This window comes from Candidatus Thioglobus sp., from assembly GCA_028228555.1.
Classification (GTDB): Bacteria; Pseudomonadota; Gammaproteobacteria; order PS1; family Pseudothioglobaceae; genus Thioglobus_A.
The window spans coordinates 206,495-228,341 of sequence record JAOJBP010000001.1; the positions used below are offsets into that span (position 1 = coordinate 206,495).

At 37.5% G+C, this 21,847-nt stretch carries 20 protein-coding genes, 1 tRNA gene and 1 pseudogene; 13 read left to right on the plus strand and 9 right to left on the minus strand.

The genetic code is table 11. The features are described from left to right. The 9 genes and pseudogenes from N9Y32_01125 to tsf all read left to right on the plus strand — a co-directional run bounded on the left by N9Y32_01125 (window position 1) and on the right by tsf (window position 9,047). A complete protein-coding gene (locus N9Y32_01125) occupies window positions 1-513 on the plus strand; it encodes an SCP2 sterol-binding domain-containing protein (protein ID MDB2589617.1) in 513 nt (170 codons plus the stop codon). 2 nt (window positions 514-515) lie between these two features. Beyond that, window positions 516-2,120 (plus strand): 2-polyprenylphenol 6-hydroxylase, encoded by a 1,605-nt coding sequence (gene ubiB / locus N9Y32_01130; GenBank protein MDB2589618.1) that lies wholly within the window; start codon window positions 516-518, stop codon window positions 2,118-2,120. A 118-nt stretch (window positions 2,121-2,238) separates the two neighbouring features. Beyond that, complete coding sequence (locus tag N9Y32_01135) at window positions 2,239-2,913, plus strand: 50S ribosomal protein L25/general stress protein Ctc (GenBank protein ID MDB2589619.1); 675 nt, start codon at window positions 2,239-2,241, stop codon at window positions 2,911-2,913. Between the two features lie 6 nt (window positions 2,914-2,919). After that, complete coding sequence (gene pth, locus N9Y32_01140; protein ID MDB2589620.1) at window positions 2,920-3,492, plus strand: aminoacyl-tRNA hydrolase; 573 nt, start codon at window positions 2,920-2,922, stop codon at window positions 3,490-3,492. 34 nt (window positions 3,493-3,526) lie between these two features. Continuing rightward, window positions 3,527-4,618, plus strand: a complete 1,092-nt coding sequence (gene ychF / locus N9Y32_01145) for a redox-regulated ATPase YchF (protein ID MDB2589621.1) — start codon at window positions 3,527-3,529, stop codon at window positions 4,616-4,618. Between the two features lie 29 nt (window positions 4,619-4,647). Next, on the plus strand, window positions 4,648-6,186 hold the full coding sequence (gpmI, locus tag N9Y32_01150) for a 2,3-bisphosphoglycerate-independent phosphoglycerate mutase (GenBank protein MDB2589622.1): 1,539 nt from the start codon (window positions 4,648-4,650) through the stop codon (window positions 6,184-6,186). A gap of 36 nt (window positions 6,187-6,222) precedes the next feature. Next, entirely contained in the window at window positions 6,223-6,897 is a 675-nt protein-coding gene (gene rpe / locus N9Y32_01155; protein MDB2589623.1) for a ribulose-phosphate 3-epimerase, read from the plus strand. Between the two features lie 266 nt (window positions 6,898-7,163). Continuing rightward, window positions 7,164-7,886 (plus strand): annotated as a pseudogene (rpsB, locus tag N9Y32_01160) (30S ribosomal protein S2). Between the two features lie 282 nt (window positions 7,887-8,168). After that, window positions 8,169-9,047: a translation elongation factor Ts gene (gene tsf / locus N9Y32_01165; GenBank protein MDB2589624.1), complete on the plus strand. Its 879-nt coding sequence runs from the start codon at window positions 8,169-8,171 to the stop codon at window positions 9,045-9,047. A gap of 310 nt (window positions 9,048-9,357) precedes the next feature. Here tsf and N9Y32_01170 read toward each other — a convergent pair whose 3' ends face one another. From N9Y32_01170 to N9Y32_01190, 5 genes are all read right to left on the minus strand, one after another. Next, window positions 9,358-9,885 (minus strand): hypothetical protein, encoded by a 528-nt coding sequence (locus N9Y32_01170; GenBank protein ID MDB2589625.1) that lies wholly within the window; start codon window positions 9,883-9,885, stop codon window positions 9,358-9,360. Window positions 9,886-10,297: 412 nt separating this feature from the next. Beyond that, the gene (locus tag N9Y32_01175) at window positions 10,298-10,822 is read right to left on the minus strand and encodes a hypothetical protein (protein MDB2589626.1); all 525 of its coding nucleotides are present in this window, start codon (window positions 10,820-10,822) and stop codon (window positions 10,298-10,300) included. Between the two features lie 63 nt (window positions 10,823-10,885). Next, entirely contained in the window at window positions 10,886-12,178 is a 1,293-nt protein-coding gene (locus tag N9Y32_01180; protein ID MDB2589627.1) for a hypothetical protein, read from the minus strand. Window positions 12,179-12,181: 3 nt separating this feature from the next. After that, complete coding sequence (locus N9Y32_01185; protein ID MDB2589628.1) at window positions 12,182-12,988, minus strand: outer membrane lipoprotein-sorting protein; 807 nt, start codon at window positions 12,986-12,988, stop codon at window positions 12,182-12,184. Further along, on the minus strand, window positions 12,988-15,411 hold the full coding sequence (locus N9Y32_01190) for an efflux RND transporter permease subunit (protein ID MDB2589629.1): 2,424 nt from the start codon (window positions 15,409-15,411) through the stop codon (window positions 12,988-12,990). Before N9Y32_01190 ends, N9Y32_01185 begins: the two co-directional genes overlap by 1 nt. 357 nt (window positions 15,412-15,768) lie before the next feature. On the opposite strand from N9Y32_01190, the gene N9Y32_01195 reads away from it, so the two are divergent. Then, window positions 15,769-16,119 carry a DUF3147 family protein gene (locus tag N9Y32_01195; GenBank protein ID MDB2589630.1) on the plus strand — a complete coding sequence of 117 codons (351 nt, stop codon included), beginning with the start codon at window positions 15,769-15,771 and terminating at the stop codon, window positions 16,117-16,119. 132 nt (window positions 16,120-16,251) lie between these two features. Here the strand turns inward: N9Y32_01195 and N9Y32_01200 are convergent. The 4 genes from N9Y32_01200 to N9Y32_01215 all read right to left on the minus strand — a co-directional run bounded on the left by N9Y32_01200 (window position 16,252) and on the right by N9Y32_01215 (window position 18,040). After that, window positions 16,252-16,337, minus strand: a tRNA-Leu gene (locus N9Y32_01200). 17 nt (window positions 16,338-16,354) lie between these two features. Continuing rightward, window positions 16,355-16,705 (minus strand): preprotein translocase subunit SecG, encoded by a 351-nt coding sequence (gene secG / locus N9Y32_01205; protein ID MDB2589631.1) that lies wholly within the window; start codon window positions 16,703-16,705, stop codon window positions 16,355-16,357. 2 nt (window positions 16,706-16,707) lie between these two features. After that, complete coding sequence (gene tpiA / locus N9Y32_01210) at window positions 16,708-17,454, minus strand: triose-phosphate isomerase (protein ID MDB2589632.1); 747 nt, start codon at window positions 17,452-17,454, stop codon at window positions 16,708-16,710. Between the two features lie 67 nt (window positions 17,455-17,521). After that, on the minus strand, window positions 17,522-18,040 hold the full coding sequence (locus N9Y32_01215; protein ID MDB2589633.1) for a YqhA family protein: 519 nt from the start codon (window positions 18,038-18,040) through the stop codon (window positions 17,522-17,524). A gap of 64 nt (window positions 18,041-18,104) precedes the next feature. Here N9Y32_01215 and dnaA point away from each other — a divergent pair, with 64 nt between their 5' ends. The 3 genes from dnaA (at window position 18,105) to recF (ending at window position 21,827) form a co-directional block, all read left to right on the plus strand. Continuing rightward, entirely contained in the window at window positions 18,105-19,409 is a 1,305-nt protein-coding gene (gene dnaA / locus N9Y32_01220) for a chromosomal replication initiator protein DnaA (GenBank protein ID MDB2589634.1), read from the plus strand. A gap of 214 nt (window positions 19,410-19,623) precedes the next feature. Continuing rightward, window positions 19,624-20,727 carry a DNA polymerase III subunit beta gene (gene dnaN, locus N9Y32_01225; protein MDB2589635.1) on the plus strand — a complete coding sequence of 368 codons (1,104 nt, stop codon included), beginning with the start codon at window positions 19,624-19,626 and terminating at the stop codon, window positions 20,725-20,727. A gap of 14 nt (window positions 20,728-20,741) precedes the next feature. Then, window positions 20,742-21,827: a DNA replication and repair protein RecF gene (gene recF / locus N9Y32_01230; protein MDB2589636.1), complete on the plus strand. Its 1,086-nt coding sequence runs from the start codon at window positions 20,742-20,744 to the stop codon at window positions 21,825-21,827. Window positions 21,828-21,847 lie beyond the last annotated feature (20 nt).

The window sequence follows — 21,847 nt, forward strand, 5'->3', positions numbered from 1 at the left end:
ATGCAGCACTTTGTTCTTGAGCAAGCACTTAATTTTCTAATTCAAAACGGTTCGATTGATATCAAGCCCCTGGAGTCAAAGGTTATTCGATTTTCTCTAATCGATCCGCTCTTAGAAGTTAACTTTGTTTGCACCAATGATCGGATTTTTGTTACTAGTGATACTAGTGCTCCTAGTGATGTTGATATCAAACTCAAACCCAATGTATTTTTTGCACTATTTAAGGGTGAAGATCTTACTGATCTTCTTAGGCAGGATAAAATCCAAATTCATGGTGATGTAAAAACTGCCCAGCTATTAGTCGACTTATTAACAAAAACTGATATAGACTTAGAAGAAATTCTGTCTCAATATACTGGTGACATAGTTGCACATGAAATTGGCAAAAAAGCCGAAAAATTTAAACAAATTGCCAAAGACTCACCCAACCCAATCGAGGCGCTTAAAAACGGGCTCAGTGGCTTATTGATCAATCCAAAAGTTTCAAAAAAATATACCAGTAAAAACCCATAGCCATGCGTAGTCTTTTTAGATTTTTAAAAATTTCACGCGTATTAATGCGTTACCGACTGGACTCTTTAGTTCTTTCAACGCCTTTTCTCAAGAGTTTTAAGCCACTCTTATATTTAACGCCTTGGTATTATTTTCCAATTAAGAAATACTCAAGGGGTGAAAGAATCCGCTTGGCACTTGAAGCGCTAGGCCCTATTTATATTAAATTTGGGCAAACGCTATCCACTCGCCCCGACTTACTGCCTGAAGACATCAGCTTAGAGCTCAAAAAACTGCAAGACAGCTGTCCAGCCTTTAGTACGCCAAAAGCTAAGCTTATTATTGAAAAGGCCTTAGGTGGAAAAATTGAACAGCTTTTTAAAACATTTGATGACCAGCCTCTTGCCAGTGCCTCCATTGCGCAAGTTCATACGGCCACGACTTTAAATGGAAAGGAGGTAGTTGTTAAAGTTGTTCGCCCCGACATTGACAAGCTGATTGATCGTGACATTAAGCTGATGTACGCATTGGCAAAAATATTTAACAATCACCCTTTAGCCAAAAAAATACGACCAATAGAAGTGGTTGAAGAGTTCGAAGCTATTATTATTAATGAGCTGGATATGCGCATTGAAGCAGATAATTGTGACAAAATTAGAGAAAATTTTGAGCACTCTGATCTACTATATATTCCAAAAGTTTATCATCATCTAAGTCGAACTAGTGTGCTCACAACTGAGCGCATCTATGGCACACCGGTTGGTGAAATTGAAACACTCAAGTCCAAAAATATTGACATGAAACGCTTGGCAGAAGAAGGTGTAATTATCTTCTTCACACAAGTGTTTAAACACAATTTTTTCCATGCTGATATGCATCCTGGTAATATTTTTGTTTCTGACACCGGCCAATATATTGGTGTAGATTTTGGCATCATGGGCTCATTACGCGAAGAAGATAAAGATTTTTTAGCAGATATATTTTTAGCTTTTTTTAATCAAGACTATCAAAAAGTAGCTCAGGTTTATATAGACTCTGGCTGGGTAGGGGTCAATACTGACGAAAAGGCTTTTGAAGCTGCCGTGCAAAAAATTTGCGATCCAATGTTTAATAAGCCATTGGGCGATATTTCTTTTGGACAGGTTTTATTAGATCTGATCCAAGAGGCCAAAAATTTTGACATCAAAGTTCAGCCGCAGCTGTTATTATTAGACAAAACCCTACTTAATATTGAAGGTCTAGGCAGACAGCTCTATCCGCAACTTGACCTATGGTCAACTGCTAAACCATTTTTAGAAGATTTAATGAAAGAGAAATATAGCGTGAAAAATACCTTTGAAAAACTAAAAAAAGAAGCTCCCCAACTATTAAAAGATATTCCTGAACTACCTGCACTGACCATCAATGCGCTTAAGCAGCTCAATAAAATGAAGGACGTTAGCAAGCTTTATTCTCAACAAACTGAGCAAATTGTCACTCAATTGCAAAGCAATGCCAACCAACAAACTGCCGCCATATTTGCCGGCTCGTTGCTAATATTATCAGGCGTGTTTGCAGTAAATACTTTATGGCTTGCCAGTAGCGTTAGCGCGTTCGTGGCCCTACTATTCTGGATCAAATCTAGATAGTCTTTCAGGTGCACTGTATTTAGGGTAAAATTAATCCCTTGATATATTTGGTCGCAAAATATATGAACTAAGTCAACACCCTTATTATGGTGTTTTTTTTATTTTACGGAGTATAAACATGAGTTTAACAATCAATGCAACAAAGCGCGAAGATCAAGGTAAAGGTGCGAGCCGCCGCCTACGTCACGCAGAAAAAATCCCTGCAATTATTTATGGTGCGGGTAAAGCCCCAACCAATATCACCCTAAGTATTCACGAAATTACACACCTATTAGAAAATGAAGAGTCTTTTAACTCTGTATTAGATCTAATGGTTGGTAAGAAGAAAGAGGCGGTGATCATTAAAGACTTGCAACGTCATCCTGCAAAAAATCTTGTTACTCATGTTGACTTCTTGCGTATTAACTTAAAACAAGCGCTTGTCACCAATGTTCCTCTACACTTTCTTGGTTCTGATGAAAACGAAAGCGTTCGTCTTGGTGCTATCCTTAATCAGTTTGTTACTTCTGTTGAAGTATCGTGCTTACCGGGCGACCTACCGACAGCAATTGACGTAGATGTTACTAACTTAGCGTTAGGTGATCACATCAGTCTAACCGGTTTAGTTATGCCTGAAGGCGTAACGCTAACAGCTCTAACACATGGCGATATCGAAGCTCATGACCAGAGTGTTGTTGCTGTTCAAGAGGCTAAGATTATGGCTGAAGTTGAAGATGATGCACCAGTTGCACCTGAAACTGAAGTAACTGGCCAAGATGCAGCTGATGTAGAAGAAGAGTCAGACTCTAAGTAAATAATTATGGCAATAAAACTGATTGTTGGCCTGGGAAATCCAGGCAAGGATTATCAGTCGCATCGTCATAATGTTGGGTTTTGGTTTTGCGATATACTGGCCAAGTTATACTCAGCCACCTTCAAAAAGGAAGCTAAATTTTTCGGCGATGTGGCACAAGTCACCATCGCTGGTAGTGGCGTTCGTCTATTAAAACCTGGCACGTTCATGAACCGATCGGGCCAATCTATTCAAGCTTTAGCAAAGTTCTATCAGCTAGAGGCTGATGAAATGTTGGTTGTCCATGATGAGCTTGATTTAGATGCGGGTATTGCTAGACTTAAGGCTGAAGGTGGGCATGGTGGTCATAATGGTTTGCGTGATATTATTAAAGCACTGGATACCAAGGTTTTTTATCGATTACGTCTTGGTATTGGCCATCCTGGCAATAAGGAACAAGTGGCTGATTATGTTCTACATTCGCCAAATAAAAGTGAACTAGAGCATATTCAAAATGCCATGATAGACTCGCTACAAGTCATTGAAGAGGTTGTGAAAGGCAATATAGATCAAGCCATGAAAAACTTACATACGAAATAATAAGTACAGCTCAATGGAGCTAAAAGGAGAAAAGATGGGATTTAAATGTGGTATTGTTGGGCTGCCTAATGTAGGGAAGTCAACCCTATTTAATGCGCTAACCCAGGCTGGAATCGCCTCAGAAAACTACCCTTTTTGTACCATTGAGCCTAATGTTGGTATCGTACCAATCAATGATAAGCGTCTTAATGAGTTGGCGAAGATTGTTAACCCTCAAAAAATTCTACCAACAACGATGGAGTTTGTCGACATTGCCGGCTTAGTAGAAGGTGCGTCTAAGGGTGAAGGACTGGGCAACCAGTTTTTAACCAATATCCGTGAAACCGATGCAATCGTTCACGTGGTTCGTTGCTTTGAAAATGACGATATTATCCATGTTGCCGGTAAAATATCGCCCTTAGATGACATCGAGATTATAAATACAGAGCTTATCCTTGCGGATCTAGCTGTCGTAGAAAAACTCTTACATAAAGCGCTTAAAAATACTAAATCTGGTCAACAAGATGGTATTCCATTGAAGGAATTATTAGAAAAAATATTGCCTGTATTGGAAGCCGGACAAAGCGCAAGAAGCCTCGAATTTGATGAAGAAGAGCTAAAGCTTCTCCGCGGATTTCAACTACTCACTATCAAGCCAGTTCTTTATATGGCCAATGTTAGTGAGGAGGGTTTTGAGAATAATCCACTTTTGGATGTGGTTGATGAATTTGCAAAATCTGAAAGCGCTCAAGTTGTCGCTATATGCGCTGATATTGAGGCTGAAATTTCAGAGTTAGATGCAGATGAAAAACAAGATTTCCTAGATGAAATGGGCCAAACAGAAGCGGGCCTTGATCGTCTAATTAGAGCAGGATACTCCCTACTTGGGTTGCAAACCTACTTTACGGCAGGTGTTCAAGAGGTTCGTGCCTGGACTATTAATATTGGCGATAGCGCGCCGCAAGCAGCTGGAAAAATCCATGGAGATTTTGAAAAGGGTTTTATTCGAGCTGAAACTATTGCCTATGATGACTTTATTGAGTTCGGTGGCGAGAAAGGCGCCAAAGAAGCTGGAAAACTGCGCTCTGAAGGTAAGGAATATATCGTCCAAGATGGCGATGTGGTACACTTCTTGTTTAATGTTTAACCCTAATATTTAAGGTTTACTCCAAAATGATGAAATCCAAAAAAGACACCAAAATCTTATTAATTTTAGACGGCTGGGGGCATTCTGAAATTATTGAAAATAATGCCATTGCTCAGGCAAAAACACCAGTTTATGATCGCCTTAATAAAGACTTCCAACATTCTTTAATTCTAACCAGTGGGGAACAGGTGGGGCTGCCTGGCGAGCAAATGGGCAACTCAGAAGTGGGCCACCTTAATCTGGGTGCAGGTCGAGTTGTTAAGCAGGACTTCACTCGTATTCAGAATGAAATCCAAAATGGTGATTTCTTTAGAAACCCAACACTAAGAAACTCTCTTGAATATGCCAATGAAAACAATAAGGCTGTTCATATTATGGGCTTATTGTCTGATGGTGGCGTGCATTCTCATGAAGACCAGTTGCATGGCATGCTAGAGATGACAAAAAAATATGACTGTCAAGATGTATATTTACATATTTTTACTGACGGTAGAGATTGCTTTCAAAAAAGCGCCAAAGAGTATATTCAAAAATTAGAAGACAAAATTGTCGAACTAGGTGTTGGCGAGATTGCAACTATTATTGGGCGCTATTTTTCTATGGATAGAGACAATCGCTGGTCACGCATACGCTGTGCCTATGAGCTTATCTCAAAAGGAAAGTCTAACTTCTTAGCCAAAACAGCTATGGATGCAGTTGATCAGGCTTATGAGCGTGGTGAAACTGATGAATTTATTCAGTCAACTGTTATCAATGCACCAACTAAAATCAACGAAGGCGATGTTCTAATTTTCATGAACTATCGCGCCGATCGTGCACGCCAAATTACCCAAGCCTTTACAGATGAGAATTTCCAAGGATTTTCACGTGGAACATTTGTGTCCAATCAATTTGTCTGTCTAACTGAATACAAGAAAGACTTCAACTTACCAGTTGCCTATCCCTCCTCCAAACTCAACAATGTACTTGGAGAATATTTAGCCGACCTAGGTATGACACAGCTAAGAATAGCCGAAACTGAAAAATATGCACATGTCACCTTCTTTTTAAATGGTGGAATAGAGCGTCCATTTAATGGTGAAGATCGTGTTTTAATACCTTCTCCAGAAGTTGCAACCTATGACCTTCAGCCAGAAATGAGTGCTTTTGAGTTAACCGATGCGCTGGTTGAAAATATTGAAAGTCAAAAGTATGACTTAATTATTTGCAACTTTGCCAATACCGACATGGTTGGCCATTCAGGAATGCTGGATGCCGCCATTAAAGCAGTTGAAGCGGTCGACACTTGCTTGGGCATTATTTATCAAGCAGTTAAAAATATCGACGGTGAAATGTTGATCACAGCTGATCATGGCAATGTCGAGCAGATGTCAGACCCAGAAACAAGTGAAGTGCATACCGCCCATACTAATAACCCGGTACCATTAATATTTATCAGCTCTAGACAAGCGAAAATAGCTAAACCTTGCAATGGTGCGCTGTCTGATATTGCGCCAACTTTATTAGCCATGATGGGCGTTGATCAGCCAAGTGAAATGACTGGCAAAAGCTTATTAACCTTTAAGTAAAATAAACGACATATAATAAATAATTTAGGAGAAGACATGAAACAAGAAAATTTTATTGCACCATCGATTTTAGCGGCGGACTTTGCCAAACTGGGTGAGGAAGTTGACAACGTATTACGTGATGGCGCTGACATTGTTCATTTTGACGTAATGGACAATCATTATGTGCCAAACTTAACGATCGGCCCATTAGTTTGTGAAGCGCTTAGAAATCATGGTGTGACTGCGCCGATTGATGTTCATTTGATGGTTAAACCTGTTGACAGACTAATCCCTGATTTTGTTGCTGCTGGTGCATCATATATTACTTTCCATCCCGAGGCTTCGGAGCATATTGATAGAACTTTAGCCATGATTAAAGAAAGTGGCTGTAAAGCAGGCCTGGTATTCAATCCAGCAACACCGCTTCATGTTTTAGAAAATGTAATGGATAAGCTAGATATGATCCTTCTGATGTCTGTTAATCCAGGTTTTGGTGGCCAGTCTTTCATTCCTCATACATTAGAAAAATGTCGCCAAGTTCGCAAACTAATTGATGCAAGCGGCAAGGACATTCGTTTAGAAGTTGATGGTGGCGTTAAGATTGACAACATTCGTGAAGTTGCAGAAGCTGGTGCAGACACTTTTGTGGCAGGATCGGCAATCTTTAGCACCGATAATTATAAAACGACTATCGATGCGATGCGTGCAGAGCTTGCTAAGGCAAAATAGCTACATTGTTATCGTCTAAGCGCTTGATACATCAGTGTTAATTCGGTATAATTGTTTTTTTAAGATTTTACTTGGGCGTTTAAAACACTCAAAAAAAATCTAAAGTTGAGTTAGGCGCTTGTAAATGCAAGCGCCTAACTCGTTTTAATGTATCACACAGCTCGACATAGTAATCAGGGTGCCCCTAAAAAAGGGGTTGATTATTAGAAGTTGTGGAAGGGAGCGTTATAAAAAATCGCTCTATTAACCCCCACGGAGAAATAAAAATGGCAAAAACGTCAATGAAAAAAATGCTTGAAGCAGGTGTACACTTTGGTCACCGCTCACGCTTCTGGCATCCAAAAATGGATCAATACATCTACGGTACTCGTAACGGTGTGCATATTATCAACTTAGAGAAAACATTACCTCTATTTAACGATGTTCTTAATTTCGCGTCTAAAACTGCAGCTGCTGGCCGTTCAATTCTTTTTGTCGGCACTAAGCGCGCAGCTGGTGACATCATGAAGGAAGAAGCAATTCGTTGTGGAATGCCTTATGTGAATCACCGTTGGTTAGGTGGCATGATGACAAACTACAAAACTATCAAGGCATCTATTAAACGTCTAAAAGATCTTGAGTTTTTAGCAGAAGAAAATTTCTCACAGTTTGGTAAGAAAGAGGCACTAATGATGACTCGTGAAATGACTAAGCTAGAACGTAGTCTTGGCGGTATTAAAGATCTTGGCGGCATTCCTGATGTTGTATTCGTGGTCGATATTGGTCATGAAAAGAACGCTATTGCTGAATCTAAAAAATTAGGCCTTCCGGTTATTGGTATCGTCGATACAAACTATAACCCAGAAGGTATCGATTACGTTGTACCTGGTAACGATGACTCTATCAGAGCAATTGGTTTCTACGCAAGAGAAATCGCTAATGCTGTGCTAGAAGCAAAAGCAGCAGCTGGTACGCAAATTAAAAAGAAAGCGCCGGCTAAAAAAGCTGAAAAGCCCGTTGCATCTGAAACTAAAGTAGAGGCTAAGGTTGAAGCTAAGCTAGCTGCTAAAAAAGCTGAAACACCGGTAGCTGCAAAAGCTAAAGCTGAGACGCCAGTTGTAGCAGAGGCAAACCTTAATGATATGCTGAAAGCAGAATTAGTAGCACTTGCTAAAGAAAAAGGCATTGAAATCGCTAGCAAAGACACAAAAGCAGATATTATTGCAAAGCTTGCGTAACTCACAAAATACCCGCCCCTTTGCTTGGGGTGACAATATACATAGGAGATAATTATGGCAATTACGGCTGCTTTAGTTAAAGATCTAAGAGAAAGAACCGGTGCAGGCATGATGGACTGCAAAAGAGCATTGACTGAAACCAATGGTGACATGGAGGCGGCAATCGACTTGATGCGAACTTCTGGTGCAGCAAAAGCTGCAAAAAAATCAGGCCGTGTTGCTGCTGAAGGTTTAGTTAAAGTTAATATTAGCGATGACAATAAAACAGCAACTATTTTAGAGGTTAACTCTGAAACTGATTTTGTAACTAAGGGTGATGATTTTATTAACTTCGTCAATACGCTTGGTGAGTTAGCACTTAAAACAAAACCTGCAGACATTGAAGAGTTCTTAAATCAAGCCCTAGACAACGGCGATTCACTTGACAAAGCTCGTGAAGACATCGTAGCCAAAGTGGGTGAGAATGTTTCAATCAGACGTGTTACAACTGTAACAGTTGACTCTGGTGTAATCGGTGCCTACAAGCATGGTGAGCGCATTGCAGTATTAGCTGTTCTAGAAGGTGGCGATGAGGCATTAGCAAAAGATATTGCAATGCATGTTGCTGCTACACGCCCTGAATGTGTTACTGAAGATCAGCTAGATGGTGCTCTACTAGAAAGAGAAAAAGCAATTTTTGTTGAACAAGCGCGTGAATCTGGCAAGCCAGACAACATCATTGAAAAAATGATTGGCGGACGCATGAAGAAGTTCGTTAATGAGGTGACTCTTTATGGTCAAGCATTTGTTAAGGATCCTGACACAACGGTAGGAGCTCTTGCGAAAGCAAACAATGCAGAAGTTGTTTCTTTTATCCGATACGAGGTTGGTGAAGGTATCGAGAAAAAAGAAGAGAACTTTGCAGATGAAGTTGCTGCTCAAATGAAAGGTTAACCTCTTTCATTAAGTTACTAAAAAAGGCGCTCTCGGCGCCTTTTTTAATGTCTTTAATAAAAGCACACCCATCAGAAACATTCTCTTGTAGGTATAACTTACTGCCGACTATAAAATCTGATTAATTACACTCTTCCTTAATAAAAGACACTATAAGGCACTGCATTCTTCTATTGCTAACTCTTTGCCATAGCTGGTTAATTATCAGTTGTTCATCTACAGCTTTTAGCAGACGAAAAAAAACCACTCCGAAGAGTGGCTTTTAACAAAAAGCGCAAGAGCTAGCTCAGGCGCTTAACGTGACTACTAATTACATTGCAGGAGCAGTAGGAGTAGTTTCACGTGAGTCTACAACAGAGCTAGACTTAGCGTCTGCGAAACCTTTAGCGTATGCATCAGCTTGAGCCTTAGCAAAAGCGTCAGCTTGACCTTTAGCGTATGCATCAGCAACACCTTTAGCGTTAGCGTCAGCAACACCAGCAAACTTACCATCTGTAGTAGCGTTAGAAACGTTCTTAGTTGTGTTCTTGTTGTTGTAATGGAAGCCCCAATCAGAATCGTTGTTCATGTCGTTGTTGTTAGCGAAAGGACCAAAGTTTTGAGCGCCATTGAAAGGACCCATGTTTGAACCACCGTTGAAAGGACCCATGTTTTGTCCACCAGTAAATGGACCCATGTTAGAACCTGAGTTCATAGGACCGAAGTTAGAACCACCGTCAAAAGGACCCCAGTTAGACATGCCGTTACCGTTAGTCCAACCGTTGTTGTTGTTGTTACCAAAAAAAGCTGAAGCTGAAGTAGCTGCTACTAAAGTAGTAATTGCGATAATTTTTTTCATGTTAATCTCCTAGATTATGTTTTAAATTTTTGACTCACTCATTATTGAGTAAGTTTTAAGTACTGAGCTAGTTACCCTGTATGGGGAATATTATATAACATTTATATTAGAAGTCAATGATATTCTTTTATTTTTTTTCAAATATTCTATAAATCGTTGATATAACAGCGTTTATTCCCTTAAAAAAATATTGAAAAAAATAAAAATGAGCTAAAAATAGGCGTCAAGAGTACTAAAAAAGCATCCAAAATGGCTGTTTCGTCTTAATGATTGGGTCTTTTTAAGTCCTTATCTGTGCAAATTATCAAAATTTGGCAAATATTGAGAATGAACCTGTTTATGGTTATCACTTTCAACAAAAACAAAAAAACTGCTATAAATAGCAGTCTTAAATCAAGTTGAGACTTGTTAATTACTTATTAATATTAATTCTAGGCGTAGATGCGGCAGCGGGTGATAAATTCTGACCCTGCATCTGAGCTCTAACTGCCTGTGCAGCATTCTGAGACTGTGATTGCATCTGTTTATATCCGTCATTGAAGTTTACTGGCATTTCGTTAACAAAAAATGTTTTGCTGCCTGAGCCTTGAATTTGATCTAGCGTTTTACTAAAATCAGTCTCTTTTAGCCAGTTACTCGGCTGGATTTGATTAGGCGTAGCAATCATTGCGTTATTTTGTTGGAACGCATTATTTTGACGATAGTTTTTAAGTGTGCTTGGACGTGCACCAAAGCGACTCATATTTCGCGCGTCATTTTGTGGTGAATATTGTTCGCCCGCAGACATTGGATTCCAATTAGAATTATTACTCCAAGGTGCTTGACTCGTGTGGCCCGTTCCATTTCCAAACGGTGAAAAACCAGTGGTATCAAAAAATGCAGCAGCATTCATTGATATGGTCGCTAAACCAATCAGAAAATAATTAATTTTTGTCATAGTATGTGACTTGGTAAATAATTTATATTATTATACCATAATATAAATTATATTTCAATCTGGCTAAAAACCATAGCTTAGTTTTGTAAAGATTCGATCGTTATCCTTAAAACTGTCAATAGTAAGATTATCGCCTGGTAGATAATCAATAACGCCAGCGCTTACTGACATTTGATCATCAACCGCATAATCAAGCTCAAATCTAGCTGTTCCTCCATCTTGTCCCGTATTACCAAACACACTGAAAACCGCATTAAAATCTAGCGTTTGATTTAAATAAGATTGGTTAAAGCGTAAGGCTTGCTGGTATTCTTTCTCAGGCTTATAGCCATTTAGCACATGATTAATTAGATCTTCATAATCATGGATTTTTCTCAAGGCGATTTCATAACTGATTGAACCATCTCGAATGCCGCTATATTCAACGCCTAACAATAAATCAGTTCTGGCTTTATTATCATTAACATTGTTATAGTTAATATTATCAAAATGTGCAATTTCAGTCTTTAATAAGAAACTGTCAACCACTTGATTATAAGCAAAACCTAGCATTTTAGATTTATTGTCATATTTCAATGTCGTATTATTCTCTACTAAATAGGGCTTGTCTACATAAGTATCGGCGAAATAAAAACCCAGATCATAACCTTCAAATGCGCCATTTAAACTCATGGCAAATGTTGTATTGTCCAAAGAGTCGGCAGGCTGAATAATTAAAAAATCATTTGCACCTATAGGCAGACTGCTAAAATCTGAATCTTTCCTGGGATTCTTGCTGAAACGATTTTCATGAAGTGCAATGACTGATAAATTTAAATCGTTCATATAGTAATCTAGCTTGCTCATCGTTCTGCCTAAGCGTAAATTCTTAATATCGACCAATCCAGGTGTGCGATTGTCTAATGGATTAAGAATATCCGTTATTCTGATAGAATCTGACTTGCCCCAAACTACGACCTGCCTACCAGCCTTAAAGTCTAAATTTTGAAAAATTTCGAGCTCAATATTAAGCTCATTTAAATCAATTTGAGTTTCATAGCCTTCTGGAACGGATCGATTTTCAAGCTCATACACAAAATCACGGTAGCCTTTAAGGTTGCCTGATAATTTCGCGCCATTGTCAAATTTGTACTCACCCAAAATATCAACTAAGGTTTTTAAAGATGACAAGTCTTTTTCATTGCTAACATTGTAATGCGCCTCTACTTCGATCGAGCCATATAAATCACCTTTTGAATCTGGCGCCTGATCGACGACAACTTCAATCACCTCATCATCAAAGCCTTCATCAAAGCCGTCTTCTGCACTAATAGATAATGATAAAACTAATACAACAGAACTAAGCCAATATTTCATCTCTTAAAGGCCTTTCTCAATTGTTCGAATTGTAAACATATTGCTATCGATCGGCTGATTAATTCTGACATCAGAATTAGTTAAGATGGTCTTATGCAGGGTTTGTTTTCCTTGCTTGGTAGTCATGGTAGTTTTCATAGCAACCCAAATGCCGTCAATTTTCTGTATCTCTTTGACATCCATATATTTAATACGACTGGCTTTTTTCAAATAAAACTTCGCACGAGTCAGCACGTAATTATCTTTACGCACATATAGAATACTCTTTGTATAGCCTGTTTCGTCGATCACGCCTTGGTTTGCCGGCAATGCTTCAATCTTCCACACTTGCTCGTCACCCTTAGCACGCTTAATGGTGCTTTCTCCTAGCAACTTATAGCTGTAATCATCCAACTCTTTATCGGTCATATCTGAATAGGAGAAATCACTGCCCATAAAAGCAGCATCTTTGTCACTAGCTGGTATTCGCTTGGTTTTTTTCAATGCTGGTAAATACATCCACTGATCATCGTCCTTATCGTCACCACTATAATCATAAGTCAAAAAGGCGGTATTTTTAACATCGCTTGGCGATAAGAAAAAGATAGTTTTATGCTCAGTATTAGCGTCAATATCTTTTGAAAATGTGCGCATTTGTCGAGTGCGCTGCTTGTTATTTTTATCAATCAACGTCATTTGCATGGTGGACACCATACTGTCGCCGTCATCTCTCGCATCTGCTTTATCCATAATGCTTCGAGCCTGGTCTGCGCCGAATGCACTGGTTGCACCTAATAGGGCGCTGAGTGTTACTAATAATAGTTTTTTCATTATAAATCTCCTTTGTTATGAACAAGTAACTTCATGATGGCAGGCACTAAGAAAAAATCAGCCAATAGAGCAATAAAGATAGCGCTGGCTGTCAATATACCAAAGTTAAACATCGAGCTCATCGAGGCAAACAACAAGACCAAAAATCCAACTGAAAGCACGATCGATGTTGCTGTTATAGCTCTACCGGTGCCCATTAAAGTAAGTCTTACTGCTTTATCAACATCATTAAATTCAAGCTCATAGCGCCTAAAGTTATGCATGAAATGCACCGTGTCATCCACCGCTAATCCGAGCGCAATAGCACCAATTAACATGGTGAACATATCAAGTGGCATATCAAAAATTACCATAATGGTTGATAAGAACAAAATTGGCAAGATATTTGGAATCATACTGATTAAACCAATCTTGACATTGCCAATGAGTAGCACCATCATGACTGTCACCAAGCCAAAGGCTATCAAGTAGCTTATTGCACTAGAGTGAATGGATTTTTCCATAATCACTGATAATAATGTCGTGATGCCTGTTAATTGAACAGTCGCTACACCTTTAAACTCTTGATCAAGTCGCTCTTGAACTTGCAATATAAACTCGTTGTATTCAAGTGCATCAATATAGGGTGCTTTAACCGTGATACGCGCTTTTGAAAAACTGGAATCTACAAAATCTTCCAAATCATCGCTGCCGCTATTTTCAAATAAAAATAGCTCTTGAGCAATCAGATCTTTATTTTGAGGGATACTATAAAACTCGGCCTTATTTTCATTCAGTGCCCTATTAGTCTCTTTCAACACATCGGCCAAACTTAGGGTTTTTCCCACAAAGTAGGTCTCAGTTTGAATACTATTCAAATAATCCGTGGCGTTTTGGATTTTGTTAAGCATTACCGGTTCATACAAACCATTTTCTTTGCCGGTATCAATCACAATTTCCAAAGTGATCGAGCCCTTAAGTTTTTCATCAACTACCTCTGTAGCGACTCTTGAGGGGTGATCTTCTGGAAACCACTCTAATGGATAATGCGAGAATCTGAGCTGTGATGCAAAGAAAATAGCGACCACAACCATCATTGTACTAATCGCGATAATCGCTTTTGGATAGCCTGTTGAGATTCGACTAATGCTCAATAACATCGTGTCCATCTTAGTGTGCTCTTGTGAATCTTCTTTGGCTGTATGTGGTTTAATTTTCATACTGGCAATCAGTGCTGGTAATAAAACCAAGTTAAACAACAAACCAATCAAAACACCACTACTGGCGAACACGCCTAAATCAGCCACGGGGGACAGCTCTGAAAATGAGAACGACCATAGGCCCGCTGCTGTGGTGAGTGATGTCATCACAATGGCAAGTCCAGAGTGTCCCATGGCATAACGTAGAGATGCCTTTCTGTCTTGCGTTTTAGAAAGGTCCTTATAAAAAATTGCCAATAAGTGAATGGCGCCGCCGGTAATAACGGCCAGTAAAAATGACGGCATAATTTGAGTCACAATGGTAAACGGCGTACCCGTTATAGCCATAAGAGACAAGGTAACTGCAATGGTGAAAAAAACGGCAACTAGAGGAAGTAGCACGCCTGAAAGGCGCTTAAATAATATGGCCAAAACAATTACAATCATTACAATCATTTTTGTAATAAAGCTTTTAGTATCCTCCATCATGCTTTGTTTTAACGTGCCAGCAATTACTGCTGAGCCGGTCAGATAGATTTTAAAATCCTCTGCTTCAAAGTCTTTAATAATTTGCTGAGCTTTGTTAACAAGAATAGTGTTTTCAGCATCCGAAAAATAAAGCTTCTCAGTTTGCACTATATTAACGGGCTTATCTGCGAACTCATCTTCTTCCTGTTCAACGATAAGTTTGCCATCAGCATCAAGCAAAGAGTATGTTTGTGTATCAATCACAATGGTGGTGAATGTTTGATCTTCACTAAATAACAAATTTTCTAGCAAAGGATTGTTAAGTGCTCGTTGTTTTTGCGGCTCAATCTGTTCTTGTGTATCTGGCAAGGCTTCAAACAAATCCTCAACAATCAGACTTTCTTGGTCGCCATAAGTATTTCTGGCATTAATAAGAGAGTTAACGTCTGTGATATAAGGCGTTAACTCATTTTCAAGTCGAACATGAAGCTTTTCCAGCTTCTTGAGAAAATTCAGATCAAAAACATTGCTTGTTTTAATAGCAACCAACAGCTTTTCATCACGACCAAACTGGTCTCTAAACTCATCATAAGCCACACGCATAGAATCTGTTTTATGCAGAAATCCCTCTGTTGAGGTGTCCATGGTTAAATTCGGCAATTGAGAGCCAAATGCTGCTACTAATAATAAAATGGCAAAAATGGTTTTTTTACTATTTGTAAAGATCAAGTCTGAAAAACTTTCAAATTTTCTTTCGGTTCGATGACGCCAATTCATAATAGGTAATTCCAATTAATAAGTTTTTAAAATTTTATTGTTATATAGAAAGCATGGTGTGCATTTTATTATATAAATTAAAATGTTGATGCCCCTCTATTTTTAAATCAAGTTCATTATAAGCTGTAATATAAACTAGCATATTATATAAAAAAACATTTGCTATCAACTTATTGCCAAATGTAACAATTCTATTGTGATCATATAGCTTACGTATAATTAATTTTATATGTTGAAAACAAAAAACATAATACTGCCAGGAGAAGAGGGGCCCTCTGTCGCGTTAAGACCCTATTACTTATCGCAAATACCGGTTATTGTGCTAGAAAGCAGTAGCACTAAAATAATACTAACACTGTGATTTACTATTTGACAAAAGTAGTTGTTAGTGCGATTTTGATTGTAATCATCTCTGAAATATCAAAGCGTAGCTCTTTTATGGGTGCGCTTCTTGCCTCTATCCCTTTGGTTTCTGTCATGGCCATTTTATGGATCTATATAGACACCAAAGATATTGAAAAAATAAGTAGTCTTTCTACAGGTATTTTTTGGCTTGTACTGCCCTCACTGGCTTTATTTGTATCCCTGCCTTTATTGCTAAAACAAGGTTTGGACTTTTATTTAAGCTTGCTTATCTCAGTCGCAATCACTGTTGCTTGTTACGCTATATTGATTTTTATTCTCGATCACTACAATATTAAACTGTAGATATCTTGAACTCAGAAGAGTCCACCAGTAAAGAAAAGTGTTTTATGTATAACACTTTAAAAACGATCCAAAATGCAATCAAACTGTTAAGCTTGACAAGCACAGTGTTTCTAAAGTGTTGTACAGTTAATATGGTGCCGATGGCCAGAGTCGAACTGGCACGAGCGTAGCTCACTACCCCCTCAAGGTAGCGCGTCTACCAATTCCGCCACACCGGCAAAAAAATTATAGCAACTTAATAGTTAGGAATGTCGCTTGTGTCAGATGGTGCTGGTGCGATCATCGGCACATCTGAAGGAACGGTTGAAGTTACCTGTTCCATAATACTACTTGAGTCGCTCTTAGCGCCAGTTTCATTGGTTGCTAAATAGGCTAGCGTTAGGCTAGTTACAAAAAAACCAATAGCAACGCTGGCAGTTAATTTGTACATAAATGAATTTGCCCCTCTAGCGCCGAATACTGAGCCAGATGCGCCTGCACCAAAAGCAGCGCCTGCATCAGCACCTTTGCCGTGTTGCATTAAAACTAGCGCAATTAAACTAAGTGCTAAAAGTATATGAATAATTAAAATGATTTGGAATGACATAATTAACCTGCTTTACAAATTTTTAAAAAATCTTCTGGTTTCAATGAAGCGCCACCAATCAGTCCGCCATCAATGTCTTCGCAACCAATCAGTTCAGCGGCGTTACTAGGATTCATACTACCGCCGTATAAAATCGGTGTGGTTTGAGCGACGTTCTCGTCGTTCTGTGCCAACATTGAACGAATAAAGGCATGTGCATCTTGAGCTTGTTGTGGTGTCGCTGTAACGCCCGTTCCAATTGCCCAAACCGGTTCATAAGCAATAATGATATTTTTAAAAGCATCAATACCAACACGATCAATCACCGCTTGAATTTGGCGAGAGACAACCATTTCCATGTTGTTACCCTCTCTCTCTTCTAGTGTTTCACCGATACAAAAAAGTGGCGTTAAGTGATTGTCTAGTGCAACTTGTACTTTTTGCGCGACTACTTCGTCAGTCTCGCCGTACATACTTCTTCGCTCAGAGTGTCCTACAACAACATACTGTGCACCAAAGTCTTTAATCATATCTGCACTTACCTCGCCAGTAAAAGCGCCTGATGCGTTAACATTTAGATCCTGAGCACCAAGATGTAATTGAGAGTGCGTAATTAATGCCTCAACTTGCGACATATAAGGAAAAGGCGCACAAACAATAACAGTTGAATCAACCTCTGCCATGCCAGAAAGAACACCCATAATCAGCGTGTTAACCGTCTCTTTTGAGGCGTTCATTTTCCAGTTGCCTGCAACAATAACTTGACGCATAATAACTCTCTACATAAAAAAAAATGAATGTTACGCTATTTAGCAATAAAAATCAATGGCTAAAGCTTTAGTGTGAAGACTTTGAGCCAAAATAAAGGGCCAATGACACCATTAAGATTCCAAGTGCAAAATATACTAAATCTAATGCACCAACAAAAGTCATTGACAAGGACACCTCAAAGAAGGTAACGACCAGGATCATTAAAATAACCTTCGCTAATTTAGCCTTAAGGTCATCTAAAGAGTTAATCACTAATACTTTAGATGATTGGCCACTTCCTTTTGCTTCATCTATGTCGCTAATAAACAACTCATACAAGCCTAATGCAAAAATCAGCAAAATTGTGGCCAACAAAAATCCATCAATGGAGCCAACTGTGTGTGAAACCATTTCAATTTTTAAAGCTTTTTTTACTTCGGCAGTGGCGCCAATATAATCGCTTGCATGAACAATTAAACTGCCCACGTCAATAGCGGTAATAACAAACAACATTAAAGAGAGTAATAGTGACGAAACTACGGCGGCTAAAACCATTAGCCTGGAGCTCCATAGCAACTTTTCAAAATACTTTTCTAAACCATTCATCCGCTTCTCTCTCAAAACAATATAATGCTTAAGTATATCATTTACTTAATTTAAATTACCGCTTATGTCAAAAACCTGGGCCCAATGTTTGGACACACTTAAAGACACCGTTCCTTTGGCTGAATATAGTGTTTGGATACACCCTTTAAAAGTGATAGAAGATAAGCATGCATTAACATTATTAGCGCCTAACACTCAAGTTAAAAATTACCTTAGTAAAAATTTAAAAACGCAAATTAAAAATGCCGTTACTCAGCACAATAAAAAACTAAAAATTTTTATAAGCCTGGCGCCAAATACAAGCCCTGATCAACCCAACTATAAGACGCACTCAACTCCTTTGTTTGAAGATTATACTTTTGACAACTTAGTGCTAGGTAATGCCAACCAGATGGCCTATGCCGCTACCAAGCAAATTGCTGAAAATATTCACGGATCACCCTACAATCCTTTTATTATTTATGGAGGATCTGGCCTAGGTAAAACCCACCTTATGCAAGCTGCTGGTCATTTGGCAAAAGCTAAGAACCCAAATTTGAAAGTCATGTATGTACCCCTTATGGATTTTGTAAGAAACATCACCTCCAGTCTTAGACACAATTCCATTGAAAACGTTAAAGCTTTTTATCAGTCAGCAGATTTATTGCTAGTTGATGATATACATCTAATAGCTGGCAAGGAAAAATCTCAGGAAGAGTTTTTTCATATTTTTAATTTTTTATTCAATGGCAAGAAACAAATTATATTCACATGCGATCAGTCGCCTAAAAAAATTAAGTCGCTAGAAGAGCGCCTGAAAACAAGATTCTCGCAAGGACTAAACTTACACTTAACGCCGCCTGAACTTGAGATGAGAGCTGCAATCTTATTAAAAAAATCACAAAATGAAAAAATCAACATTAATCTTACAGAGGATTTAGCACTCTACATAGCAGGTCATATAACGTCTAATGTCAGAGACTTAGAGGGTGCTTTATTGAAATTAAAAGCCTTTGTAGATTTTTCTAAAATCAATCAGTCCTTTATCTCCAAAGAAGTTGTTGAAACGGCTTTAGGTGACTTGATTAAACCGATCATGAAAAACATCGATGTAAACGATATCCAAAAAGAGGTCGCCAAACATTACGCGCTGACGGTATCAGATTTAAGCTCAAAATCACGAAAGCAACACTTAGTGCTGGCCAGACAAATGGCAATTTACATCAGTCACGAGCTTAGTTCTTTGGCGCTCAGCAAGATTGGTAAACAGTTTGGCAATAGAGACCATACAACAGTTATACATGCGATAAAGAAAATTGAAGAGAGGTTTGAAAACCCCGATATAAAGAATGATTACGACTTAATTAAACTTAAATTAGCCAACTTATAAACATATCCACAAAGATTGTTTTTCACACACCAGTGGATAACAATAATAACTTTAATAAAATACAAACTTTATAACCATATGCACAATTTTTTACATAAAATACCAACAAGCTATCAACAACTTAAATGATTAATCTTTAAAGAAAAATGTCACTTATTAACCAAAAAAAGTCTCACTAATAATAACAATAAATTTTAATTAAAAGGATTTCAAGATGAATACTCAACTAACTGTTAAAGAACTACTAGAACCTTTACAAACAGTTATCGGTGTTGTTGAAAAGAAGCAAACTCTACCCATTCTTTCTCATGTGCTTATTCAACTAAAAGATAACCAGTTGACCCTAACCACAACAGATATGGAAATTGAAATCCGAGCTTCTCACCCTATTAAAACACAGGAAGAAATTTCTTTTACTATCTATGCAAAGGATCTGATTGATATTATTAGAAAACTTCCTGAAACAACAATCATTGAGTTTATTATTGAAGAATCTAAGATTTATATTAAAACTAATAAAAATTCATTCGAGCTAAATACTTTTAATCATCAAGACTTCCCTTTTCTACCAGAAATAGAAAATACAGATATTATCAAAGTTAATTGTCAACAGTTAAAAGAGCTTATTGAAAATACTAGTTTCTCAATGGGAAACCAAGACATTAGAGCTTATTTAAATGGTTTGTATTTTGAAGTCGACCAAGACAAAATAGTTGTAGTTGCAACTGACGGGCATCGTTTATCTATTGGTGAAATTAAACAATTAAATAGCCTAACTAAAAAGAAAACAGTTATATTACCAAGAAAAGCTGTTTTGGAGTTAACCAAGATATTAAGTAAAAGTGAGCATAGTGAAGTAGATATCCACTTATCAGACAATTATTTTTATTTAGTTAGCAACGACACAACAATCATTAGTCGCCTTATTGACGGTAATTTTCCTAATTACTCTCAAGTATTACCAACTGACTTTGAAAATACAATTGTAATTGATCGTTTAGAGTTTTTAAATTCCCTTCAACAGGCTTCAATCTTTGTTGAAGAACGTACAAAAGGTGTTAAGTTAGTTTTTAAAAATTCACAATTAAATATTTTTTCGCATTCAGAACGAGGACAGGCTAAAACTCAAATCAGTACTAAAAATTTTGATAAAGAAATTGAAATTGCTTTTAATATACATTACCTAATTTCTATTTTAGAAAAATTACAAACAAACGAAATTAACATGGTTGTTCCGGGTGGTGAAAACCAATCTTGCATGTTGAGTAGCTCTGATGACGAGACTTATCAATATGTTGTTATGCCAATGCGTATTTAAACTACTTAAACACTATGGCAATTATTCGTAAACTGGCCATCACTCAGTTTCGTAATCTAAATCAGCAATACATCGAACCAGGTAAAAAATTAAATCTATTTGTTGCTGATAATGCTCAAGGTAAAACTAGCTTAATAGAAGCAATTTACTATTTAGGACATAATCGATCTTTTAAAACTAAGTCATTAAAAGAGTTGATAGAACTAGACCAGCAAAAGTTTCAAATAGATGCTCAAGTTGATGATTATCGCGTTAAATTAGAAAAATCAAAACAAAAAACTAATATTAATATTGATCAGTCACGTTTAAAAAATAGTAGTGAATTATCTAAAATTTTGCCTATTCAAATTATTACACCTGATAAAGGATTTATAGTTAATGGAACGCCAAAAAATAAACGATCTTACTTAGATTGGGGTGTGTTCCACGTGGAACTTGACTTTTTATCACATTTTAAAAACTACAATAAAGCTTTAAAAAATATCAATACATTATTATCTCAACAAAAACAGGAAGAACTAGATTTCTGGTTTTTAGAAATTTCAAAACTCTCTGTTGAGATTAATAAATCTAGAAGTAATTACATTGAGCAATTAAAAAAAACAAATTCAAGTGAATTGATTCTAGAGTTATCTGGTTTATTTAATACTATAGATTCTTTTAACTATGAATTTAAATCAGGCTGGCCAAAAGAGGTTGATGCATTTAATAGTGATAGTGTTTATCAGTATTTATCAAAAAATAAGCCACTCCTAGTAAAGGCTAAATATTTAAACCATGGCCCCCATAAAGCCAGCCTTAAGTTTTTTTTAAATAAAAAAGAGGAGTGTTTCTTATCAAGGGGTGAGCAAAAAACTTTGTCTATTATATTTTGGTTAACTCAAGTATCAATGTTGGTAAAAAACAACATCTATCCTATCGTCCTGATTGATGACATATCTTCAGAATTAGATACAATCAAAATTAAAACTATATTGCATTATTTAAATCATCTAAATGTTCAAATATTTATGACAGATATCGGTAAAGATTTATCTTTTATTAAAGATGAAAATCCTACTATTTTTAAAATTAATAAAGGTGTTATAACAACCCAATAATGATTGATAATATAGTTTAT

What these genes read in the sequence shown, in the direction of transcription:
- N9Y32_01125 (MDB2589617.1), top strand. Translation starts at nt 1, where the DNA reads ATGCAGCACTTTGTTCTTGAGCAAGCACTTAATTTTCTAATTCAAAAC.
- ubiB (MDB2589618.1), top strand. Translation starts at nt 516, where the DNA reads ATGCGTAGTCTTTTTAGATTTTTAAAAATTTCACGCGTATTAATGCGT.
- N9Y32_01135 (MDB2589619.1), top strand. Translation starts at nt 2,239, where the DNA reads ATGAGTTTAACAATCAATGCAACAAAGCGCGAAGATCAAGGTAAAGGT.
- pth (MDB2589620.1), top strand. Translation starts at nt 2,920, where the DNA reads ATGGCAATAAAACTGATTGTTGGCCTGGGAAATCCAGGCAAGGATTAT.
- ychF (MDB2589621.1), top strand. Translation starts at nt 3,527, where the DNA reads ATGGGATTTAAATGTGGTATTGTTGGGCTGCCTAATGTAGGGAAGTCA.
- gpmI (MDB2589622.1), top strand. Translation starts at nt 4,648, where the DNA reads ATGAAATCCAAAAAAGACACCAAAATCTTATTAATTTTAGACGGCTGG.
- rpe (MDB2589623.1), top strand. Translation starts at nt 6,223, where the DNA reads ATGAAACAAGAAAATTTTATTGCACCATCGATTTTAGCGGCGGACTTT.
- tsf (MDB2589624.1), top strand. Translation starts at nt 8,169, where the DNA reads ATGGCAATTACGGCTGCTTTAGTTAAAGATCTAAGAGAAAGAACCGGT.
- N9Y32_01170 (MDB2589625.1), bottom strand. Translation starts at nt 9,885, where the DNA reads ATGAAAAAAATTATCGCAATTACTACTTTAGTAGCAGCTACTTCAGCT.
- N9Y32_01175 (MDB2589626.1), bottom strand. Translation starts at nt 10,822, where the DNA reads ATGACAAAAATTAATTATTTTCTGATTGGTTTAGCGACCATATCAATG.
- N9Y32_01180 (MDB2589627.1), bottom strand. Translation starts at nt 12,178, where the DNA reads ATGAAATATTGGCTTAGTTCTGTTGTATTAGTTTTATCATTATCTATT.
- N9Y32_01185 (MDB2589628.1), bottom strand. Translation starts at nt 12,988, where the DNA reads ATGAAAAAACTATTATTAGTAACACTCAGCGCCCTATTAGGTGCAACC.
- N9Y32_01190 (MDB2589629.1), bottom strand. Translation starts at nt 15,411, where the DNA reads ATGAATTGGCGTCATCGAACCGAAAGAAAATTTGAAAGTTTTTCAGAC.
- secG (MDB2589631.1), bottom strand. Translation starts at nt 16,705, where the DNA reads ATGTCATTCCAAATCATTTTAATTATTCATATACTTTTAGCACTTAGT.
- tpiA (MDB2589632.1), bottom strand. Translation starts at nt 17,454, where the DNA reads ATGCGTCAAGTTATTGTTGCAGGCAACTGGAAAATGAACGCCTCAAAA.
- N9Y32_01215 (MDB2589633.1), bottom strand. Translation starts at nt 18,040, where the DNA reads ATGAATGGTTTAGAAAAGTATTTTGAAAAGTTGCTATGGAGCTCCAGG.
- dnaA (MDB2589634.1), top strand. Translation starts at nt 18,105, where the DNA reads ATGTCAAAAACCTGGGCCCAATGTTTGGACACACTTAAAGACACCGTT.
- dnaN (MDB2589635.1), top strand. Translation starts at nt 19,624, where the DNA reads ATGAATACTCAACTAACTGTTAAAGAACTACTAGAACCTTTACAAACA.
- recF (MDB2589636.1), top strand. Translation starts at nt 20,742, where the DNA reads ATGGCAATTATTCGTAAACTGGCCATCACTCAGTTTCGTAATCTAAAT.